Origin of the sequence: Roseospira goensis, assembly GCF_014197795.1 — a bacterium.
In the GTDB taxonomy this organism is placed as follows: Bacteria; Pseudomonadota; Alphaproteobacteria; order Rhodospirillales; family Rhodospirillaceae; genus Rhodospira; species Rhodospira goensis.
Genome location: NZ_JACIGI010000008.1, coordinates 86,325 through 101,475, shown reverse-complemented (window position 1 = coordinate 101,475; position 15,151 = coordinate 86,325). Strand labels below are relative to the sequence as shown.

The following is a 15,151-nucleotide window of genomic DNA, read 5'->3' as shown; positions in this document are numbered from 1 at the left end:
CTAAACCCCGTTGCCCAGCTCGGCCGCGGCGGTCAGCGCCAGGCACAGAATGACGCCGGTGGTCAGGACCAGCCGCAGCCCGATCCACCAGGGCGGAACCAGGTTCAGATCCCGCATGCGCTTGTCGAGCGCGAGCTGGCCCAGGAACGCCAGCCCCAGCAGGGTGAATCCGTGCGGCCCGTGCAGGAACAGCGCCGACCAGCCGACCAGGGGCGGCAGCACGCTGAGCGCGAACAGCTCGACGCTGCCGTCGCGGTCCAGACGATGCGTCTCGGCGGCGGCCACGCCCCAGACGATGCCGCCCAGGAAGGACAGGATCACCGCGCCGTAGGTGAGCACCGCGAAGCGGCCCGTCTCCGCCGCCGCCCCGTCCCCGACCCAGGCCAGGGTGGTGCCGGCCAGGAAGGGCAGCAGACCGGTGCCGCCGAGCCAGACGACGGCGGGGGGAATCGGCGGGCCTCGGCGCATGGCGATGTTCATCCTCCGATCGGACGGGCGCACACTGCCCGCACCCTACCGGATTTCCGCCGGAGTGGTAAGCCATCGACGGCCGCCCTCACGGCCCCGTCGTGGTGGCGGCGGGGCCGGTCTCGATCACCTCGCGGACCAGGGCCAGGGCACCACGCAACCGCTCCGGATCGGGTTCCGCCCCCAGGCACAGGCGCACCGCCTCCGGCGGCGCCTGCTCTCCCACATGGAAGGTGGCCGCTGGCAGGACCAGGACCCCGCGCTCGGCCAGCGCATCGCGCAGGGCCTCGGCGCGCCACGGGGCTGGCAGGCGCACCCAGAGGTGGATGGCCCCCTCCGGACCGTGCCAGCCCAGGCCGGCCAGCGTGTCGGCGGCGATCGCCTGGCGCGCCGCCACCGCGCGGCGCTGCGCCGCCAACAGCGTCTCGGCGCGGCCGTCGGCGATCCAACGCGCCGCCACCTCGACCATCAGCGCCGGTGCCATCCACATCGTCGCCCTGAGGGTGGCGCCGAAGCTGGCCCGCAGGCCCGGCGGCACCCGTGCAAAGCCGACCCGCAGGCCGGGGGCCAGCGCCTTGGCGGTCCCGGTCAGGAACACCGTACGCTCGGGGATCAGGGCCGCGATGGGGGGCGGGCGCCGCGCCGGCAGCAGCCCGTAGACGTCGTCCTCGATCACGGTCAAACCCCGCCGCGCCGCCACCGCGGCCAGGGCCTCGCGCCGCCGCGCCGACACCACAACCCCGGTGGGGTTCTGCAACGTCGGGACACAGAACACCGCGCGGGCACCGTGGCGCCGGGCGGCCTCGTCCAGCGCCTCCGGCACCAGGCCGTCCTCGTCCAGCGCCACCCCGATCAGGCGCGCCCCGTGGCGGTCGGCCAGCAGGCGCAACCCCGGATAGGTCACCGCCCCGCACAGCAGGGGCTCGCCCGGCCGCACCAGGGTCATCAGGGCGCAGGCGATGCCGTGCTGTACACCCGCCGTCACCGCCACCGACGCCGGATCCTCGGGCAGGCCGGCGCGGGCGATCCAGGCGGCACCGGCGGCGCGGTGAGAGGGCGCGCCCAGGTCGGGCTGGTAGCCCAGGAACGGCGCCAGTCCCGCCGGATCGGCGCCCAGCGTCGCCAGGGTCTCGGCCAGCAGCGCCTCGGCGCCGACCGGCGCGGGCAGGTTGGGCCCCAGGTCCACGGGGCGGCGCGCGGCATCGACGCCGCCGGCCGGCGGCGGCGGAATGCGCAGGGCGATTTCGCCGGTCGCGGTCTCGGGCTCGGACTCGGACACGGGATCCGAGTCGGGCGCGGCGGCGGCCCGCACGAAGGTGCCGCGACCGACCGTGCCATCCACCAGGCCGCGCCGGGCGGCTTCGGCATAGGCCCGTGTGACGGTGGTCACGGTGACCCCAAGCGACTCGGCCAGGGCGCGGTGGGTGGGCAGACGGGCACCGACCGCCAGCCGGCCCGCGGCGATGTCAGCCGCCAGGGCCTCGGCGATGGCGCGGTAGACGGGCCGGTCCGGCGCCAGGACCGGCGGACGCCAACTGGAGTCGGTCAACGGCGGCTCCCATGGGGTCATTGTATGTAGGACAATAAAGACATTGACAGCATGACACGGTCAAGAAAATCATTTGTCCGGATGACAATGTTAGAGACACCGCCGCAGCCCGTCACATTGTACACTTCGGATCGCGGGCGCCCCGGCCCGCGCCCGACCTGACCGGAGAGGCCCCGCCATGACCGCCGCGCTCGTCCGTCACCCGCTCGCCCGCTCCACCGGTGCCCTGGTCGGCCGTGCTGGCCTGGAGGCGGCCCGCGACATGCTGGCCGACCTGCTGGCACCGACGGCCCAGCATTCTTGGCCGCTTCTGGACGCGGCGACCGGGTGTTCGGTGTCGGTCAAGCACGAGAACCACAACCCGACCGGCGCCTTCAAGGTGCGCGGCGGCCTGGTCTATACCACCCACCTGAAGGCCGAACGGCCCGGCCTGACCGGCGTGGTCTGCGCCACCCGTGGCAACTTCGGGCAGAGCATCGCGCTGGCGGCGCGGCGGGTCGGGCTGTCGGCGACCATCGTGGTCCCGCACGGCAACAACCCGGAGAAGAACGCCGCCATGCGGGCCTACGGCGCCACCCTGATCGAGCACGGCGACGACTTCGTGGCGGCGTCGGAGCACGCCCGCGCGCGGGCCGCCGAGCAGGGCCTGCATCCGGTGCCATCCTTCCACCCTTGGCTGGTGGCCGGGGTCGGCACCTACGGCCTGGAACTGTTCACCGCCGCCCCCGATCTCGACGCGGTGTTCGTGCCCATCGGCATGGGCTCCGGCATCTGCGGGCTGATCTCGGCCCGCAACGCCCTGGGCCTGAGCACGCGCATCTACGGCGTGGTGTCGGAGACAGTGGACGCCTACCGCCGCTCGTTCCTGGCCGGTACCCCGGTGTCCTGCGACAGCGCCGACACCATCGCCGACGGCATCGCCGTGCGGGTGCCCCACCCGGACGCGCTGGAGGCCATCCTGGGCGGCGCCGAGGACGTGCTGACCGTGACCGACGACGAGATCCGCGCCGCCATGGGGCTCTACTTCACCGCCACGCACAATGTGGCCGAGGGCGCCGGGGCGGCGCCCCTGGCCGCCCTGCGGCGCTACCGTGATGCTCTCGGGCTGGCCGGCAAGCGGGTCGGGCTGATCCTGTCCGGCGGCAATGCCGACCGGGCGCTGTTCGCGGACGTGCTGTCGCGGGCGACACCGTAAGGGAGGAGCAATCGACGATGACCGAAGAGCTGTTCCGCACCGACTCGTACCTGAAGTCCTGCGAGGCCACGGTGGTCGCCGCCGGCCCGGAGGGCATCCGGCTCGACCGCACGGTGTTCTACCCCATGGGCGGTGGCCAGCCCGGCGACAGCGGCCGTCTGACCCCGGGCGACGGTCCCCCCATCGCCATCTCCGACACCTGCAAGGACCCGGACAGCGGGGCCATCCTGCACATCCCCGCCGAGGGCACCGCCCTGCCCGCCCCCGGGACACGGGTCACCGCCGCCCTCGACTGGGACCGCCGGCACCGCCTGATGCGCATGCACACCTGCCTGCACCTGCTCAGCGCGCTGGTGGCCGGCGGTGTGACCGGCGGCGGCGTGGGCGACGGCAAGGGCCGGCTCGACTTCGACCTGCCGGAGAAGACCTTGGACAAGCAGGAGATCACCGCCGCCCTCAACGACATGATCGCCCGCAACGCCCCGGTCTCCATGCGCTGGATCACGGACGCCGAGCTGGACGCCCAGCCCGAGCTGGTGCGCACCATGTCCGTGCAGCCGCCCCGGGGCGGCGGCCGGGTGCGGCTCTTGGAGGTTGAAGGCATCGACCTACAACCCTGCGGCGGCACGCACGTGGCCCGCACCGGCGAGATCGGGCCGGTCGTGGTCACTAAGATCGAGAAGAAGGGCAAGCACAACCGGCGCATCAACCTCGCCTTCGCTGACCCGGCCTGACCCCCGCGCGGGCGCCGTGCCGGCTTCGGAAGAGCGCGGTGGCGCTGGGCTCGGTGAGTCCCCCTGACCGTCGAAGCGGTTCAGCGGCCGACCCCGATGGCGCGGGGGCCCGGCCGGTCCGTGACCAGCAGGCGATGCAGGAGTCACCCTCGACCGCGCGGCCCCCTCTTGGCGAGACCGGCCCGGGGTGCCTATGATCGGCCTCCGTGTGCGGCCCCGCGGCCCGCACCCGGCGTCGGACTGCACAGCCGACGACCGGGGCGACCGGGGCGACCGGGACCGCCATGACGGAGACAGGACGGCAGGCATCTTGGCGCTTCCGATCGACGTCCTCATGTGGCTGACGCTGGCGCTGACCGCCGGGGTGGTGACGCTCTACGTGACCGAGTGGGTCTCGCTGGAGATGACCTCCCTGGGCACGCTCGCCGTGCTGCTGGTGGTGTTCCACGTCTTCCCCGCGGTCGGCCCCGACGGCACGCGGCTGATCACCGCGGCCGACCTGCTGGCCGGGTTCTCCAACCCGGCGCTGCTCACGGTCATGGCGCTGCTGGTGGTGGGCGAGGGCCTGATCCGCACCGGGGCCCTGGACAGCGTCGCCCACTGGGCCGCGCATCCGCGCTTATCGGCCGGCGCCTCGGTGGTCCTGATCCTGGTGATCGTGCTGGGCCTGTCGGCGTTCCTGAACAACACCCCGGTGGTGGTGATCTTCATCCCCATCCTCCAGGCCATGGCGATGCGCCTGAAGGTCAACCCCAGCCGGGTCATGATGCCGCTCAGCTATGCCGCCATCCTGGGGGGCATGACCACGCTGATCGGCTCGTCGACCAACCTGCTGGTCTCCAGCGCCCTCATCGACCTCGGCCAGGAGCCGCTCGGCTTCTTCGAGATCACCGCCCCCGGCCTGGTGATGGCGAGCCTCGGCATGGCCTACGTGGTCCTGGTGCTGCCCCGGCTGCTGCCCGAGCGGGCCAGCATGGCCAGCCGCATCACCCACCACGGCAAGCAGTACATCTCGCAAATCGTGGTGCCGTCGGATTCCCACCTTGTCGGCGAGAAGGCGGTGGCGGGCACCTTCAAGTCGCTGCCCGACATCACCGTGCGCATGATCCAGCGCGGCGAGCACGCCGAGTTGCCGCCGTTCGACGACTTCCCCATCCGCGCCGGCGACACCCTGGTCATCGCCGCCACCCGCAGCGCCCTGACCGAACTGGCCGGACGCAACCCGGGCCTGCTGTATCCGCCGCGCCGCCCGGGCGAGGAGGACCGCGCCCGTGACCGCCTGCGCGAGGGCGACGGCGCGGCGACCGACGCCCCGCGCCGTGAGGGCAAGGACAAGGACGCCGGCAACGGCGACCGCGGGCGCCAGACCGAACAGGTGATGGTCGAGGCCATGATCACGCCGTCGTCGCGCCTGATCGGCCCCAACCTGCAACAGCTCGCCTTCCGGCAACGCTATCGCTGCCTGGTCATCGGCATCCAGCGCCGCGCCCGCATGATCCGCGCCAGCATGACCCAGATCCGCCTGGAGGCCGGCGACAACCTGCTCATCATGGGCCGGCAGGCCGACATCGACGCCCTCGGGCGCGAGCGCGATCTGGTGGTGCTGTCAGGGACCACGGGGACCCTGCCCCGGCGCCATCACGCCGGACAGGCCGCCGGCATCTTCGCCGTGGCGGTCGGGCTGGCGGCGCTCGGCCTGGTGCCGATCGTGGTCGCGGCCATCGTCGCCGCCACCCTGATGATCGCCATTCGCGCGCTCAACCTGCGCCAGGCCACGCGCGCGCTGGACCGCAAGATCCTGCTGGTGGTGGTGGCCGCGCTGGCCCTCGGGCAGGCGCTGGAGGCCACCGGAGGGGCGGCCTTCGTCGCCACCGCCGCGGTCGGGCTGTTCGCGGACCTGGGGCCGGCGGTGATCCTGTCGCTGTTCTTCCTGATCGTGGCCGGCTTCACCAATGTGCTGACCAACAACGCCTGCGCGGTGCTGTTCACGCCCATCGGCATCAACCTGGCGGCCAAGCTGGGGGTGGAGCCGCACATCTTCGCCATCACCACGGTGCTGGCGGCCAACTGCTCGTTCGCCTCGCCCGTGGGCTACCAGACAAACCTGCTGATCATGGGTCCGGGGCACTACACCTTCAGCGACTACACCCGCGCCGGGCTGCCGCTCCTGCTGGCCATCTGGGCCGCCTTCAGCCTGTTCGCGCCCTGGTACTGGAGCCTGTGACGGCGCGCCGACGTGCTGGCGACCCGGATACCGGCGCGGTAACATTCCTGGACCGGTCCGGGTCGGCCGGCCGTGTCCCGACCCGATCCATCCCCTGTCCAGGAGGTGCCGCATGGATACCCTCACCCCGTCCGGCTACATCATTCTCGGCGCCGTGCTGCTGTCGAAAATTCTCATGGCGCTGTCCTCGGGTGGCCTGCCGATCTGACCCGTCATCCCCATATGCCCTGTGGTTCCTAACGGAAAGGGGACGCAACGATCCCCACAGGGAGTGAGATGATGGAGATCAAGAACCGCACCAGCCTGCTAGTGCTCGGCGGGTTCGTGGCCGCCGGCGTGGTCTGGTTCACGTTCGTCGCCGGCCGCGCCACCCCGCCCGCCGCGACCGAGCCGGCCGTGACGGAGGCGCCCGCCGCCGACGCGGGGCCGGCCCTGCCCGGCCCGTACATGGTGGCCGCCGCGAACCCGCTGGCCGCCGAGGCCGGCCGCGCCGTGCTGGCCGCCGGCGGCACCGCGGCCGACGCCGCCGTGGCGGTCCAGACCATGCTGAACCTCGTGGAACCGCAGTCGTCGGGCATCGGCGGCGGCGCCTTCGCGCTGTACTGGGATGCCGCCGAACAGCGCCTGATCACCCTGGACGGCCGCGAGCGGGCGCCCCTGGCGGCGGACGAAACCTATTGGCTGGACGAGGCCGGGGAGCCGCTGGGCTGGTGGGAGGCCGTCGTGGGCGGCCGCTCGGTCGGCGTGCCCGGCACCCTGAAGCTGCTGGAGACCCTGCACGGCCGTTACGGCAGCCAACCCTGGGCCGACCTGCTGCAACCGGCCATCGACACCGCCGAACAGGGCTTCGTCATCTCGCCCCGCCTCGCCGAGTCGATCGCCGCCGCGCAGGCCCGCGAGCTGGACCGTTTCGAGGCCGCGCGGGCCTACTTCTTCGAGCCCGACGGGTCGCCCAAGGTCGCCGGCACGGTGCTGACCAACCCGGCCTTCGCCGATACCCTGCGCCGGATCGCGGCCGAAGGCTCGGCCCCGTTCTACACCGGAGAGATCGCCGCCGACATCGTCGCCGCGGTCAAGACCGACATCAACCCAGGCATTCTGACGCTGGAGGATCTGGCGGCCTATACGGTGGTCGAGCGCGCGCCGGTCTGCCTCGTCTACCGGGGCTACGACGTCTGCGGCATGGGGCCGCCCACCTCCGGCGGGCTGACGGTGGGCCAGATCCTGGGCCTGCTGGAGGGCTTCGACCTGCCTGCGATGGGGCCGTCGGCGCGAGCCTGGCACCTGTACGCCGAGGCCGCCAGGCTGGCCTACGCCGACCGCGGGCTGTACATGGCCGATTCGGACTACGTCGCGATGCCCACCGCCGGCCTGCTGGACCGGGACTATCTGGCCCGGCGCGCCGCGCTGATCGACCCGGTGCGCGCCATGACCCGTGCCGAGCCGGGCCATCCGCCGTGGGACGACGCCGAGGGACGCGCGCCGGACACCCAGCCGGAGCGCCCGGGCACCAGCCACTTCGCCATCGTGGACGCGTACGGCAACATGCTGTCGATGACCACGACCATCGAGACCGGCTTCGGCAGCCGGGTGATGGCGCGCGGCTTCCTGCTCAACAACGAGCTGACCGACTTCGCGCGCGACCCCGAGGTCGACGGCCGCCCGGTCGCCAACCGGGTCGAGGGCGGCAAGCGGCCGCGCTCCTCCATGTCCCCGACCATCGTGTTCCGGGATGGGGATCCGGTGCTGCTGATCGGCTCGCCCGGCGGGTCGCGCATCATCAACTACGTCGCCAACGCGCTGGTCGGGATCCTGGACTGGGGCCTGGACCCGCAGGCGGCGGTGTCGATGGGCCATGTGGTCAACCGCAACGGCCCGACCGAGCTGGAGCGCGGCACCGCCGTCACCGGGCTGGCGCGCCGGCTGGAGGGCCTGGGCCACGAGGTGGTGATCCGGCCGCTGGAGTCGGGCCTGCACGCCATCCAGATCATGCCGGACGGCACGCTTGTGGGGGGCGCCGACCCGCGCCGCGAGGGCGTCGCCCTGGGGGGATAGGGACCCTGCCTGCAATGGGCTGGACCTCATTGCAGGAAGGCAACACCGACCGGCCGTCACGCCTCGTGACGCGAGACTCAAGCTGCGATGAGATGCGCTCGTCGAGATGCGCTCGTCGAGATGCGCTTATCGCAGCTTGGGATCAGGTGTACCAGGCCACCACGGTGAACACGACCGCCACGGCCAGGCAGACGGCACCGAGGATCAGGCCGCGCCGCCGCCACACCGGACCGATGGGAAAGGCCTGCACGCCGATGAACAGCGCCAGGGCGACCAGAACCAGCACCTGCATGGTCTGGGCTTCCGCGGTCTCCAGCATCATCGAATCATCGGCTCCCGCGGCTCCCGGGTCGTCCGCTTGGGCGTCATGCGCTACGCGCTGGTGCCGCCCACGGTGAGGCGGTCGATCAGCATCGTCGGCTGCCCCACACCGACCGGCACCCCCTGGCCGTCCTTACCACAGGTGCCGATGCCGGGATCCAGGGCCAGGTCGGTGCCGAGCATCGAGACGCGGGTCATGGCTTCCGGGCCGTGGCCGATCAGGGTGGCGCCCTTCACCGCCGGACCGACCTTGCCGTCCTCGATCAGGTAGGCCTCGGAGGCCGAGAACACGAACTTGCCCGACGTGATGTCCACCTGCCCGCCGCCGAAGTTGACGGCATAGAGGCCATTCTTGACCGAACGGAGGATCTCCTCCGGGTCCTTGTCCCCCGGTTCCATGGTGGTATTGGTCATGCGCGGCAGCACCGGGTGGGCGTGCGACTGGCGGCGGCCATTGCCGGTGGGCGCCCCCCCCATCAGACGCGCGTTCATACGGTCCTGCATGTACCCCTTCAGGATGCCGTCCTCGATCAGCACGGTGCGCCCGCTCGGCGTGCCCTCGTCGTCGACCGACAGCGACCCGCGCCGGTCCGGCAGCGTGCCGTCGTCCACCACGGTGACGCCGGGTGCGGCCACGCGCTCGCCGATGCGGCCGGCGAACGCCGACGTCTTCTTTCGGTTGAAGTCGCCCTCCAGGCCGTGGCCGACCGCTTCGTGCAGCATCACCCCGGGCCAGCCGGGGCCGAGCACCACCGGCATCTCGCCGGCCGGCGCGTCGATGCTCTCCAGGTTCACCAGGGCCTGGCGCAGCGCCTCGTCCACCGCCGCCTGCCAGCGTTCCTCGGTCACGAAGGTTTCATAGCCCATGCGGCCGCCGCAGCCGTAACTGCCGCTCTCCATGCGCTCGCCCTGGCGGGTGACCACGGCCACGTTCAGGCGCACCAGCGGGCGGATGTCGGAGACCGCCACCCCGCCGGCGCGCAGGATGGTGACCGCCTGCCAGGAACCCGTGAGGCTGGCCATGACCTGGGCCACGCGTGGATCCTTGGCGCGGGCGTAGGCGTCGATGGCCGACAGCACCGCCACCTTGCGGTCCATGCCCGGACCGTCGATGGGGTTGTCGTTCGTGTACAGGTGCCGGTTGGTGCGCTGCGGCGGCAGCGCCAACGTCCCGCCCGAGCCGGTGCGCACCGCCTTGACGGTCTCGGCGGCGCGGGCGATGGCCTGCTCGTCCAGCAGTGTCGCGTGGGCGAAGCCGACGGTCTCGCCCTGCTCGGCGTGCAGCCCGAAACCCTGGGCAGTGTCGAACGAGGCGCTGCGGATGCGGCCGTCGTCCAGCGCGAAGCTCTCCGACTGCTTGTATTCGAGGAACAGGGCGCCGTCGTCGCAGCCCGCCAGGGCCTCGTCCACCAGGGCGGTCACGCGGGTCCGGTCAAGGCCGGCGCGGTCAAAGAACAGGGCTTCGGCCTGGGCATCATGGGGCATGGACGGCACTCTCCACGGAACGGACAGACAGGCGGCACAGGACCGGCCGCCACTGTCCTACTAGATTCGACGCCCCGGCGCCAATTCAAGCCGGGGCGACCGGCAGATCATGCGAACAGGTCGGCCTGACCCGCCGCCCCCTCCGGCGCCCCATCGTCGGTGATCACCAGTGGTCCGTCCCAGTCGGTCAGCAGGCCCTGCACGTCCGCGAACGGCCGTGCCGGGTCCAGCCACGCCACCTCCGCATCCGGACCGGCCAGAATCGCCGGCATGCGATGATGCAGCGCCGCCATCCGGTCGGTCGCCGGGCGGGTGATGACGGTGAACCTGCCCCGGTCGTCTACCAGCCCGGCCATGGCGTACAGCGGGGCGTCGTCGCGGCCGATGCGATGACGCCGCTTGCGTCCCCGCGGGGCGCCTGCGGGCGGGTCGGTCCACTCGAAGAAGGCGGTCGCCGGCACCAGGCAGCGGTTGCCGACGAACGGACGGAAGGTGGGCTTCGCGGCCAGCGTCTCGGCGCGGGCATTGATGAGCGGCTTGGGGTCCCAGTCCACCCGGACCCCCCAGGACAGCGCCACCGGCACCCGGCGCGGCCCGATCACCGGCACCCGGTCGGTCGGCCGGATCTCGGCCCGGGGCAGCCGGTCCAGCGCGGCCCCGGTGACCGCATCGTCTTCCGGCGGCGCCGTCAGGCCGAACCGCGCCAGGAGATCGGCCGGCGCCACATTGAGTTCGAAACGCGCGCACATGCCGGGTAGAATGGGACGCCCCGCCCCCACCCGCAAGACCGCCCGCCGGCGCCCGCCCCGGCCCCGGTCCCGAGGACACCGCCGATGACCGACCCGCACGATTCCCTCGCCTGCCCCGTGGACCACACCGCCGCCGAAAAGATCGCCCCGCACCACACCGGCCGCTCGGTGTTGATCACCGGCGCCAGCCAGGGCATCGGCCACGCCATCGCCGCCCGCTTCATGGCCGAGGGTTGGCGGGTCATCACCTGCGCCCGGCGCGACGTGCCGGCCCACTGCCGCCGCGATCCGTTGTGGACGCACCACTTCGTCGCCGACCTGGGCGACGCGGACAGCCTGGATGCCTTCGCCGCCAGCGCCATCGAGGCCCTGGGCGACGAACCCCTGCACGCGCTCATCAACAACGCCGGTGTGTCGCCCAAGACGCCGTACAAGGAACGCCTGGGGATCCTCAACGGGTCCATCGACGGCTGGCACGAGGTGTTCGAGCTGAACTTCTTCGCCCCGCTGCGCCTGGCCCGGGCCATGAGCGTCAAGCTGTCGCGCGGCAAGGGGACGGTGATCAACATCACCTCCATCGCCGGCCACTACGTGCACCCGTTCGCCGGCTCGGCCTATTCGACCTCCAAGGCCGGCCTGTCCGGCCTGACGCGGGAGATGGCGGCGGAGTTCGCGCAACTCGGCGTGCGGGTGAACGCAGTCGCGCCCGGCGAGATCGCCACCGAGATGATCAGCGAGGAATACGAGGCCCTGATCCCGCGTATCCCGCTGGACCGCATGGGCACGGTGGCCGACGTGGCCGGGGTCGTGTTCCGGCTGTGCGATGCCGATTTCAGCTACGTCACCGGCAACGAGGTGTTCGTGGACGGCGGCCAACGCCTGCTGTAGGGGCGGAACGGCGCGGCCGGCTCCCGCGTTTAGGGGACGCGGTGTCATCACCGGCCCAACAGCAAGAGGAGCCCACCCCCCATGACCATCACCATTGCCAGCCTGGAGCCCATCCTCGCCATCGCCGCCGGCGTCGCGATCCTGATCGTCCCCAAGCTGCTGAACTACATCGTCGCCGGCTACCTGATCCTGGTGGGACTGCTCGGCCTCGGAATCCTCAACCTCTGAGCCACACCCCTCAGCGTCGGTCGGGCGCCCACGCAGGAGCGGGAGCGCGAGCCACCCCTTTCTCGGTCCCACGCTCCCGCGTGGGACCCCGCGCCAGACCGGCGCCCACGCAGGAGCGTGGGCGCGAGACCCCTCTTTCTGGGTCCCCTTTCTCGGTCCCACGCTCCCGCGTGGGACCCCGGGCCAGACCGGCGCCCACGCAGGAGCGTGGGCGCGAGAGCCCCTCCTTCTGAGTCCCCTTTCTCGGTCCCACGCTCCCGCGTGGGACCACGGGCGACCTACCCCTCGCCCTGCCGCTTCGCCCGCAGCTTGTCCCAGTAGGCCAGGCGCTTGCGCACCTCGCGCTCGAAGCCGCGCTCCGGCGGGTCGTAAAAGCGCACCCGCGCCATGCCCTCGGGGAAGTAGTCCTGGCCCGAGAACCCGTCCTCCGCGTCGTGGTCGTACCGGTAGCCGGCGCTGTAGCCCAGGTCCTTCATCAACGTGGTGGGCGCATTGAGGATGTGCATCGGCGGCATCAGGCTGCCGGTCTGGCGCGCCGCCTTCTGGGCCCCCTTGAACGCCACGTAGGCAGCGTTGCTCTTGGGCGCCGTGCCCAGGTAGACGACGAGCTGGGCGATGGCGAGGTCGCCCTCCGGGCTGCCCAGGCGGTCGTAGGTCTCCCACGCCGCGATCGCCTGCTCGACCGCCGCCGGATCGGCCAGACCGACGTCCTCGACCGCGAAGCGGGTCAGCCGGCGCAGGATGTAGGCCGGATCCTCGCCGCCGTGCAGCATGCGGGCGAACCAGTACAGCGCCGCGTCGGTATCGGAGCCGCGCAGCGACTTGTGCAGCGCAGAAATGAGATTGTAGTGCTCCTCCCGGTCCTTGTCGTAGACCGGTGCCCGGCGCTGCGCCACCTGCGCCAGTCCCTCCGGGTCCAGCGGCGCCATGCCCGCCGGGCCGCCGGGCGCGGCCTGGGCCAGCGCGAACAGCGCCTCGGCCAGGGTCAGCAGGTAGCGGCCGTCGCCGTCCGCCATCGCCCGCAGGCTGGTCCGCGCGGCATCGGTCAGCGGCAAGGACGCCCCCATTGCCGCCTCGGCGCGCGCCAGCAGCCGCTCCAGGCCGGCGTCGTCCAGCCGGCGCAGCACGAACACCCGCATCCGCGACAGCAGCGCCGCGTTCAGTTCGAAACTGGGGTTCTCGGTGGTGGCCCCCACCAGCACGACCGTGCCGTCCTCCACATAGGGCAGGAAGCCGTCCTGCTGGGCGCGGTTGAAGCGGTGGATCTCGTCGACGAACAAGAGAGTGCCGCGCCCCTGGCGGGCGCGCCGGTCGCGCGCGGCGTGGAACACCTTGCGCAGGTCGGCCACCCCGGAGAACACCGCCGACAGCGGCTCGAAGTGCAGATCGACGTGATCCGCCAGCAGCCGGGCGATGGTGGTCTTGCCGCAGCCGGGCGGCCCCCAGAACACCAGCGACGCCAGCCGCCCGGCGTCCAGCATCTGGCGCAGCGGGCCATCGGCACCGAGCAGGTGATCCTGGCCCACCACGTCCGCCACGGTGCGCGGCCGCAGCCGGTCGGCCAGCGGGCGCGAGGGATCGTCCGCCGGCGCCGGGGCCGGCGCCCGATCGGTCGCGGTGGCGGCCGGCGCCGCCTCGCCGAACAGATCGCTCATCCGCCGATGACGACCCGGGCGGGCCGTCCCTCGCGCAGGATCTCCAGCCGCCACGGCGGCCCGGTGCGCCGCATCAGACGGTCCAGGTCGCGCACGTCGGTGGGCTCGCGGCCGTTGACGGCCCGGATGACGTCGCCGGGCCGGAGCCCGAAGCGGCCGGCCACACTGGTGCGGCCGAGATCCAGCACCACCACCGACCCCTGGCCATGCGGCAGGCGCATCTCCTCGGCCAGCGCCGGGTTGAGGTTAGCGACGGTCACGTCGTTCAGGGGATGACGGCCGCGCAGGCGGGTGGGGGTGCGCGGCGGGTCCTCGGGCGGCGGGCGCAGGTCGACCCTGATATCGCGCGTGTCCCCGTCGCGCCAGACCCGCAGGGTCGCGGTCCCGCCCACCGGGCTGGTGCCGATGCGATAGCGCAGCACCTCCTCGCCGTCGACCGCGCGGCCGTTGTAGGCCAGGATCACGTCGCCCCGCCGCAGGCCGGCGGCCCGTGCCGGCCCCTGCGACAGCGCCTCGGTGACCAGCACGCCCACCGGCCGGGACAGTCCCAGCGAGCGGGCGATGTCGCCGGTGACGGTCTGGCCGTCGATGCCCAGCCACGGCCGGGTGACGGTCCCCCCGGCCAGCAGGCTGTCGACCACCATCCGCGCCATGGTCGCGGGCACCGCGAAGCCGATGCCGACGCTGCCGCCGTCCTGGCTGTAGATGGCGGTGTTGATGCCGACCAGGCGGCCGGCCATGTCGACCAGCGCGCCGCCGGAATTGCCGGGGTTGATGGCGGCGTCGGTCTGGATGAAGGAGCGGTAGTCGCTGATGCCCACCGTGGTCCGCGCCAGCGCCGAAACGATCCCCATCGTCACCGTCTGACCGACGCCGAACGGGTTGCCGATGGCCAGCACCAGATCGCCCACCTGGAGCGCCTCGGAATCCCCCAGCGGCAGGGCCGGCAGCGACTCGCCCCCCGTGTCGATGGTCAGCACCGCCAGATCGGACCGTTCGTCCTCGCCCAGCACGCGGGCGTCGAACTCGCGCCGGTCGTTGAGCACCACGGTGATCTCGTCGGCGCCCTCGATGACATGGCGGTTGGTCAGGATGACGCCGTCGGTGCGCACGATCACGCCCGAGCCCAGCGCGTTCTCGACCCGCTCGCGCGGCCGCGCCGGCCCGAAATCGCGGCCGAAGAAATGGCGAAAGAAGGGATCGTCGAACAGCGGCGGCACGCGCCGGTCGCGCACCACCCGGCGGCTGTAGATGTTGACCACGGCGGGCGCGGCCCGCTCCACCACCGGCGCAAACGACAGCGCGATCTCCGCGCGGGACTGCGGCACCTGCTGGGCCTGCGCGGCCGGCGGCAGGGCCAGCGCCAGCACCAGGGCGACCAGCAGGGCGAGGCCGGCGGCCAGGACCGGGGGAGCGGAGCGGGACAACGGCATGGGCCCTCTCTGGGCAGGACGGAGATCGACGCAGCGGACGGGACGCAACGGTCCGCGACTCCGGTGCGCGCCCCAGATCTAGGACGCGCCCGCCGGTGCGGCAATCGCGCGTCCCGGCCGGCCGCCCCCCGCGGCGCATCGGTGGGCGCAAAACCCCCCGCGGTTCG

13 protein-coding genes are annotated in these 15,151 nt (G+C 72.5%); 6 read left to right on the top strand and 7 right to left on the bottom strand.

The genetic code is table 11. From position 1 onward, the window contains the following. Entirely contained in the window at positions 1 to 468 is a 468-nt protein-coding gene (locus GGD88_RS06655) for a DUF3429 domain-containing protein (protein ID WP_184433125.1), read from the bottom strand. 88 nt (positions 469 to 556) lie between these two features. Next, entirely contained in the window at positions 557 to 2,017 is a 1,461-nt protein-coding gene (locus GGD88_RS06650) for an aminotransferase-like domain-containing protein (RefSeq protein WP_184433123.1), read from the bottom strand. 178 nt (positions 2,018 to 2,195) lie between these two features. Between GGD88_RS06650 and GGD88_RS06645 the strand changes: the two genes are divergently transcribed. The 4 genes from GGD88_RS06645 (at position 2,196) to ggt (ending at position 8,225) form a co-directional block, all read left to right on the top strand. Beyond that, a complete protein-coding gene (locus tag GGD88_RS06645; RefSeq protein WP_184433119.1) occupies positions 2,196 to 3,212 on the top strand; it encodes a threonine dehydratase in 1,017 nt (338 codons plus the stop codon). A 17-nt stretch (positions 3,213 to 3,229) separates the two neighbouring features. Then, the gene (locus GGD88_RS06640) at positions 3,230 to 3,946 is read left to right on the top strand and encodes an alanyl-tRNA editing protein (RefSeq protein WP_184433116.1); all 717 of its coding nucleotides are present in this window, start codon (positions 3,230 to 3,232) and stop codon (positions 3,944 to 3,946) included. A gap of 310 nt (positions 3,947 to 4,256) precedes the next feature. Further along, positions 4,257 to 6,170 carry an SLC13 family permease gene (locus GGD88_RS06635; RefSeq protein ID WP_246423611.1) on the top strand — a complete coding sequence of 638 codons (1,914 nt, stop codon included), beginning with the start codon at positions 4,257 to 4,259 and terminating at the stop codon, positions 6,168 to 6,170. Positions 6,171 to 6,446: 276 nt separating this feature from the next. Beyond that, on the top strand, positions 6,447 to 8,225 hold the full coding sequence (gene ggt / locus GGD88_RS06630; protein ID WP_184433113.1) for a gamma-glutamyltransferase: 1,779 nt from the start codon (positions 6,447 to 6,449) through the stop codon (positions 8,223 to 8,225). A gap of 142 nt (positions 8,226 to 8,367) precedes the next feature. Here the strand turns inward: ggt and GGD88_RS06625 are convergent, their stop codons facing one another. From GGD88_RS06625 to GGD88_RS06615, 3 genes are all read right to left on the bottom strand, one after another. Further along, positions 8,368 to 8,547 carry a hypothetical protein gene (locus GGD88_RS06625; protein WP_184433110.1) on the bottom strand — a complete coding sequence of 60 codons (180 nt, stop codon included), beginning with the start codon at positions 8,545 to 8,547 and terminating at the stop codon, positions 8,368 to 8,370. Between the two features lie 50 nt (positions 8,548 to 8,597). Further along, positions 8,598 to 10,031 (bottom strand): metalloprotease TldD, encoded by a 1,434-nt coding sequence (tldD, locus tag GGD88_RS06620; RefSeq protein WP_184433108.1) that lies wholly within the window; start codon positions 10,029 to 10,031, stop codon positions 8,598 to 8,600. 107 nt (positions 10,032 to 10,138) lie between these two features. Further along, a complete protein-coding gene (locus GGD88_RS06615) occupies positions 10,139 to 10,780 on the bottom strand; it encodes an SOS response-associated peptidase (protein WP_184433106.1) in 642 nt (213 codons plus the stop codon). Between the two features lie 84 nt (positions 10,781 to 10,864). Here GGD88_RS06615 and GGD88_RS06610 point away from each other — a divergent pair, with 84 nt between their 5' ends. After that, positions 10,865 to 11,668, top strand: a complete 804-nt coding sequence (locus GGD88_RS06610) for an SDR family NAD(P)-dependent oxidoreductase (protein ID WP_184433104.1) — start codon at positions 10,865 to 10,867, stop codon at positions 11,666 to 11,668. A gap of 81 nt (positions 11,669 to 11,749) precedes the next feature. Beyond that, positions 11,750 to 11,896 carry a DUF3096 domain-containing protein gene (locus GGD88_RS06605; RefSeq protein WP_184433102.1) on the top strand — a complete coding sequence of 49 codons (147 nt, stop codon included), beginning with the start codon at positions 11,750 to 11,752 and terminating at the stop codon, positions 11,894 to 11,896. A 278-nt stretch (positions 11,897 to 12,174) separates the two neighbouring features. On the opposite strand, the gene GGD88_RS06600 is transcribed toward GGD88_RS06605, so the two are convergent. Beyond that, the gene (locus GGD88_RS06600; RefSeq protein WP_184433100.1) at positions 12,175 to 13,551 is read right to left on the bottom strand and encodes a replication-associated recombination protein A; all 1,377 of its coding nucleotides are present in this window, start codon (positions 13,549 to 13,551) and stop codon (positions 12,175 to 12,177) included. Next, positions 13,548 to 14,984, bottom strand: a complete 1,437-nt coding sequence (locus GGD88_RS06595; RefSeq protein ID WP_184433098.1) for a DegQ family serine endoprotease — start codon at positions 14,982 to 14,984, stop codon at positions 13,548 to 13,550. The genes GGD88_RS06600 and GGD88_RS06595 overlap by 4 nt, the downstream gene beginning before the upstream one ends. Positions 14,985 to 15,151 lie beyond the last annotated feature (167 nt).

Excerpts from the sequence above, each read along its gene's own strand:
- GGD88_RS06655 (WP_184433125.1), bottom strand. The coding sequence starts at position 468 with ATGCGCCGAGGCCCGCCGATTCCCCCCGCCGTCGTCTGGCTCGGCGGC.
- GGD88_RS06645 (WP_184433119.1), top strand. The coding sequence starts at position 2,196 with ATGACCGCCGCGCTCGTCCGTCACCCGCTCGCCCGCTCCACCGGTGCC.
- GGD88_RS06640 (WP_184433116.1), top strand. The coding sequence starts at position 3,230 with ATGACCGAAGAGCTGTTCCGCACCGACTCGTACCTGAAGTCCTGCGAG.
- ggt (WP_184433113.1), top strand. The coding sequence starts at position 6,447 with ATGATGGAGATCAAGAACCGCACCAGCCTGCTAGTGCTCGGCGGGTTC.
- GGD88_RS06625 (WP_184433110.1), bottom strand. The coding sequence starts at position 8,547 with ATGATGCTGGAGACCGCGGAAGCCCAGACCATGCAGGTGCTGGTTCTG.
- tldD (WP_184433108.1), bottom strand. The coding sequence starts at position 10,031 with ATGCCCCATGATGCCCAGGCCGAAGCCCTGTTCTTTGACCGCGCCGGC.
- GGD88_RS06615 (WP_184433106.1), bottom strand. The coding sequence starts at position 10,780 with ATGTGCGCGCGTTTCGAACTCAATGTGGCGCCGGCCGATCTCCTGGCG.
- GGD88_RS06610 (WP_184433104.1), top strand. The coding sequence starts at position 10,865 with ATGACCGACCCGCACGATTCCCTCGCCTGCCCCGTGGACCACACCGCC.
- GGD88_RS06605 (WP_184433102.1), top strand. The coding sequence starts at position 11,750 with ATGACCATCACCATTGCCAGCCTGGAGCCCATCCTCGCCATCGCCGCC.
- GGD88_RS06600 (WP_184433100.1), bottom strand. The coding sequence starts at position 13,551 with ATGAGCGATCTGTTCGGCGAGGCGGCGCCGGCCGCCACCGCGACCGAT.
- GGD88_RS06595 (WP_184433098.1), bottom strand. The coding sequence starts at position 14,984 with ATGCCGTTGTCCCGCTCCGCTCCCCCGGTCCTGGCCGCCGGCCTCGCC.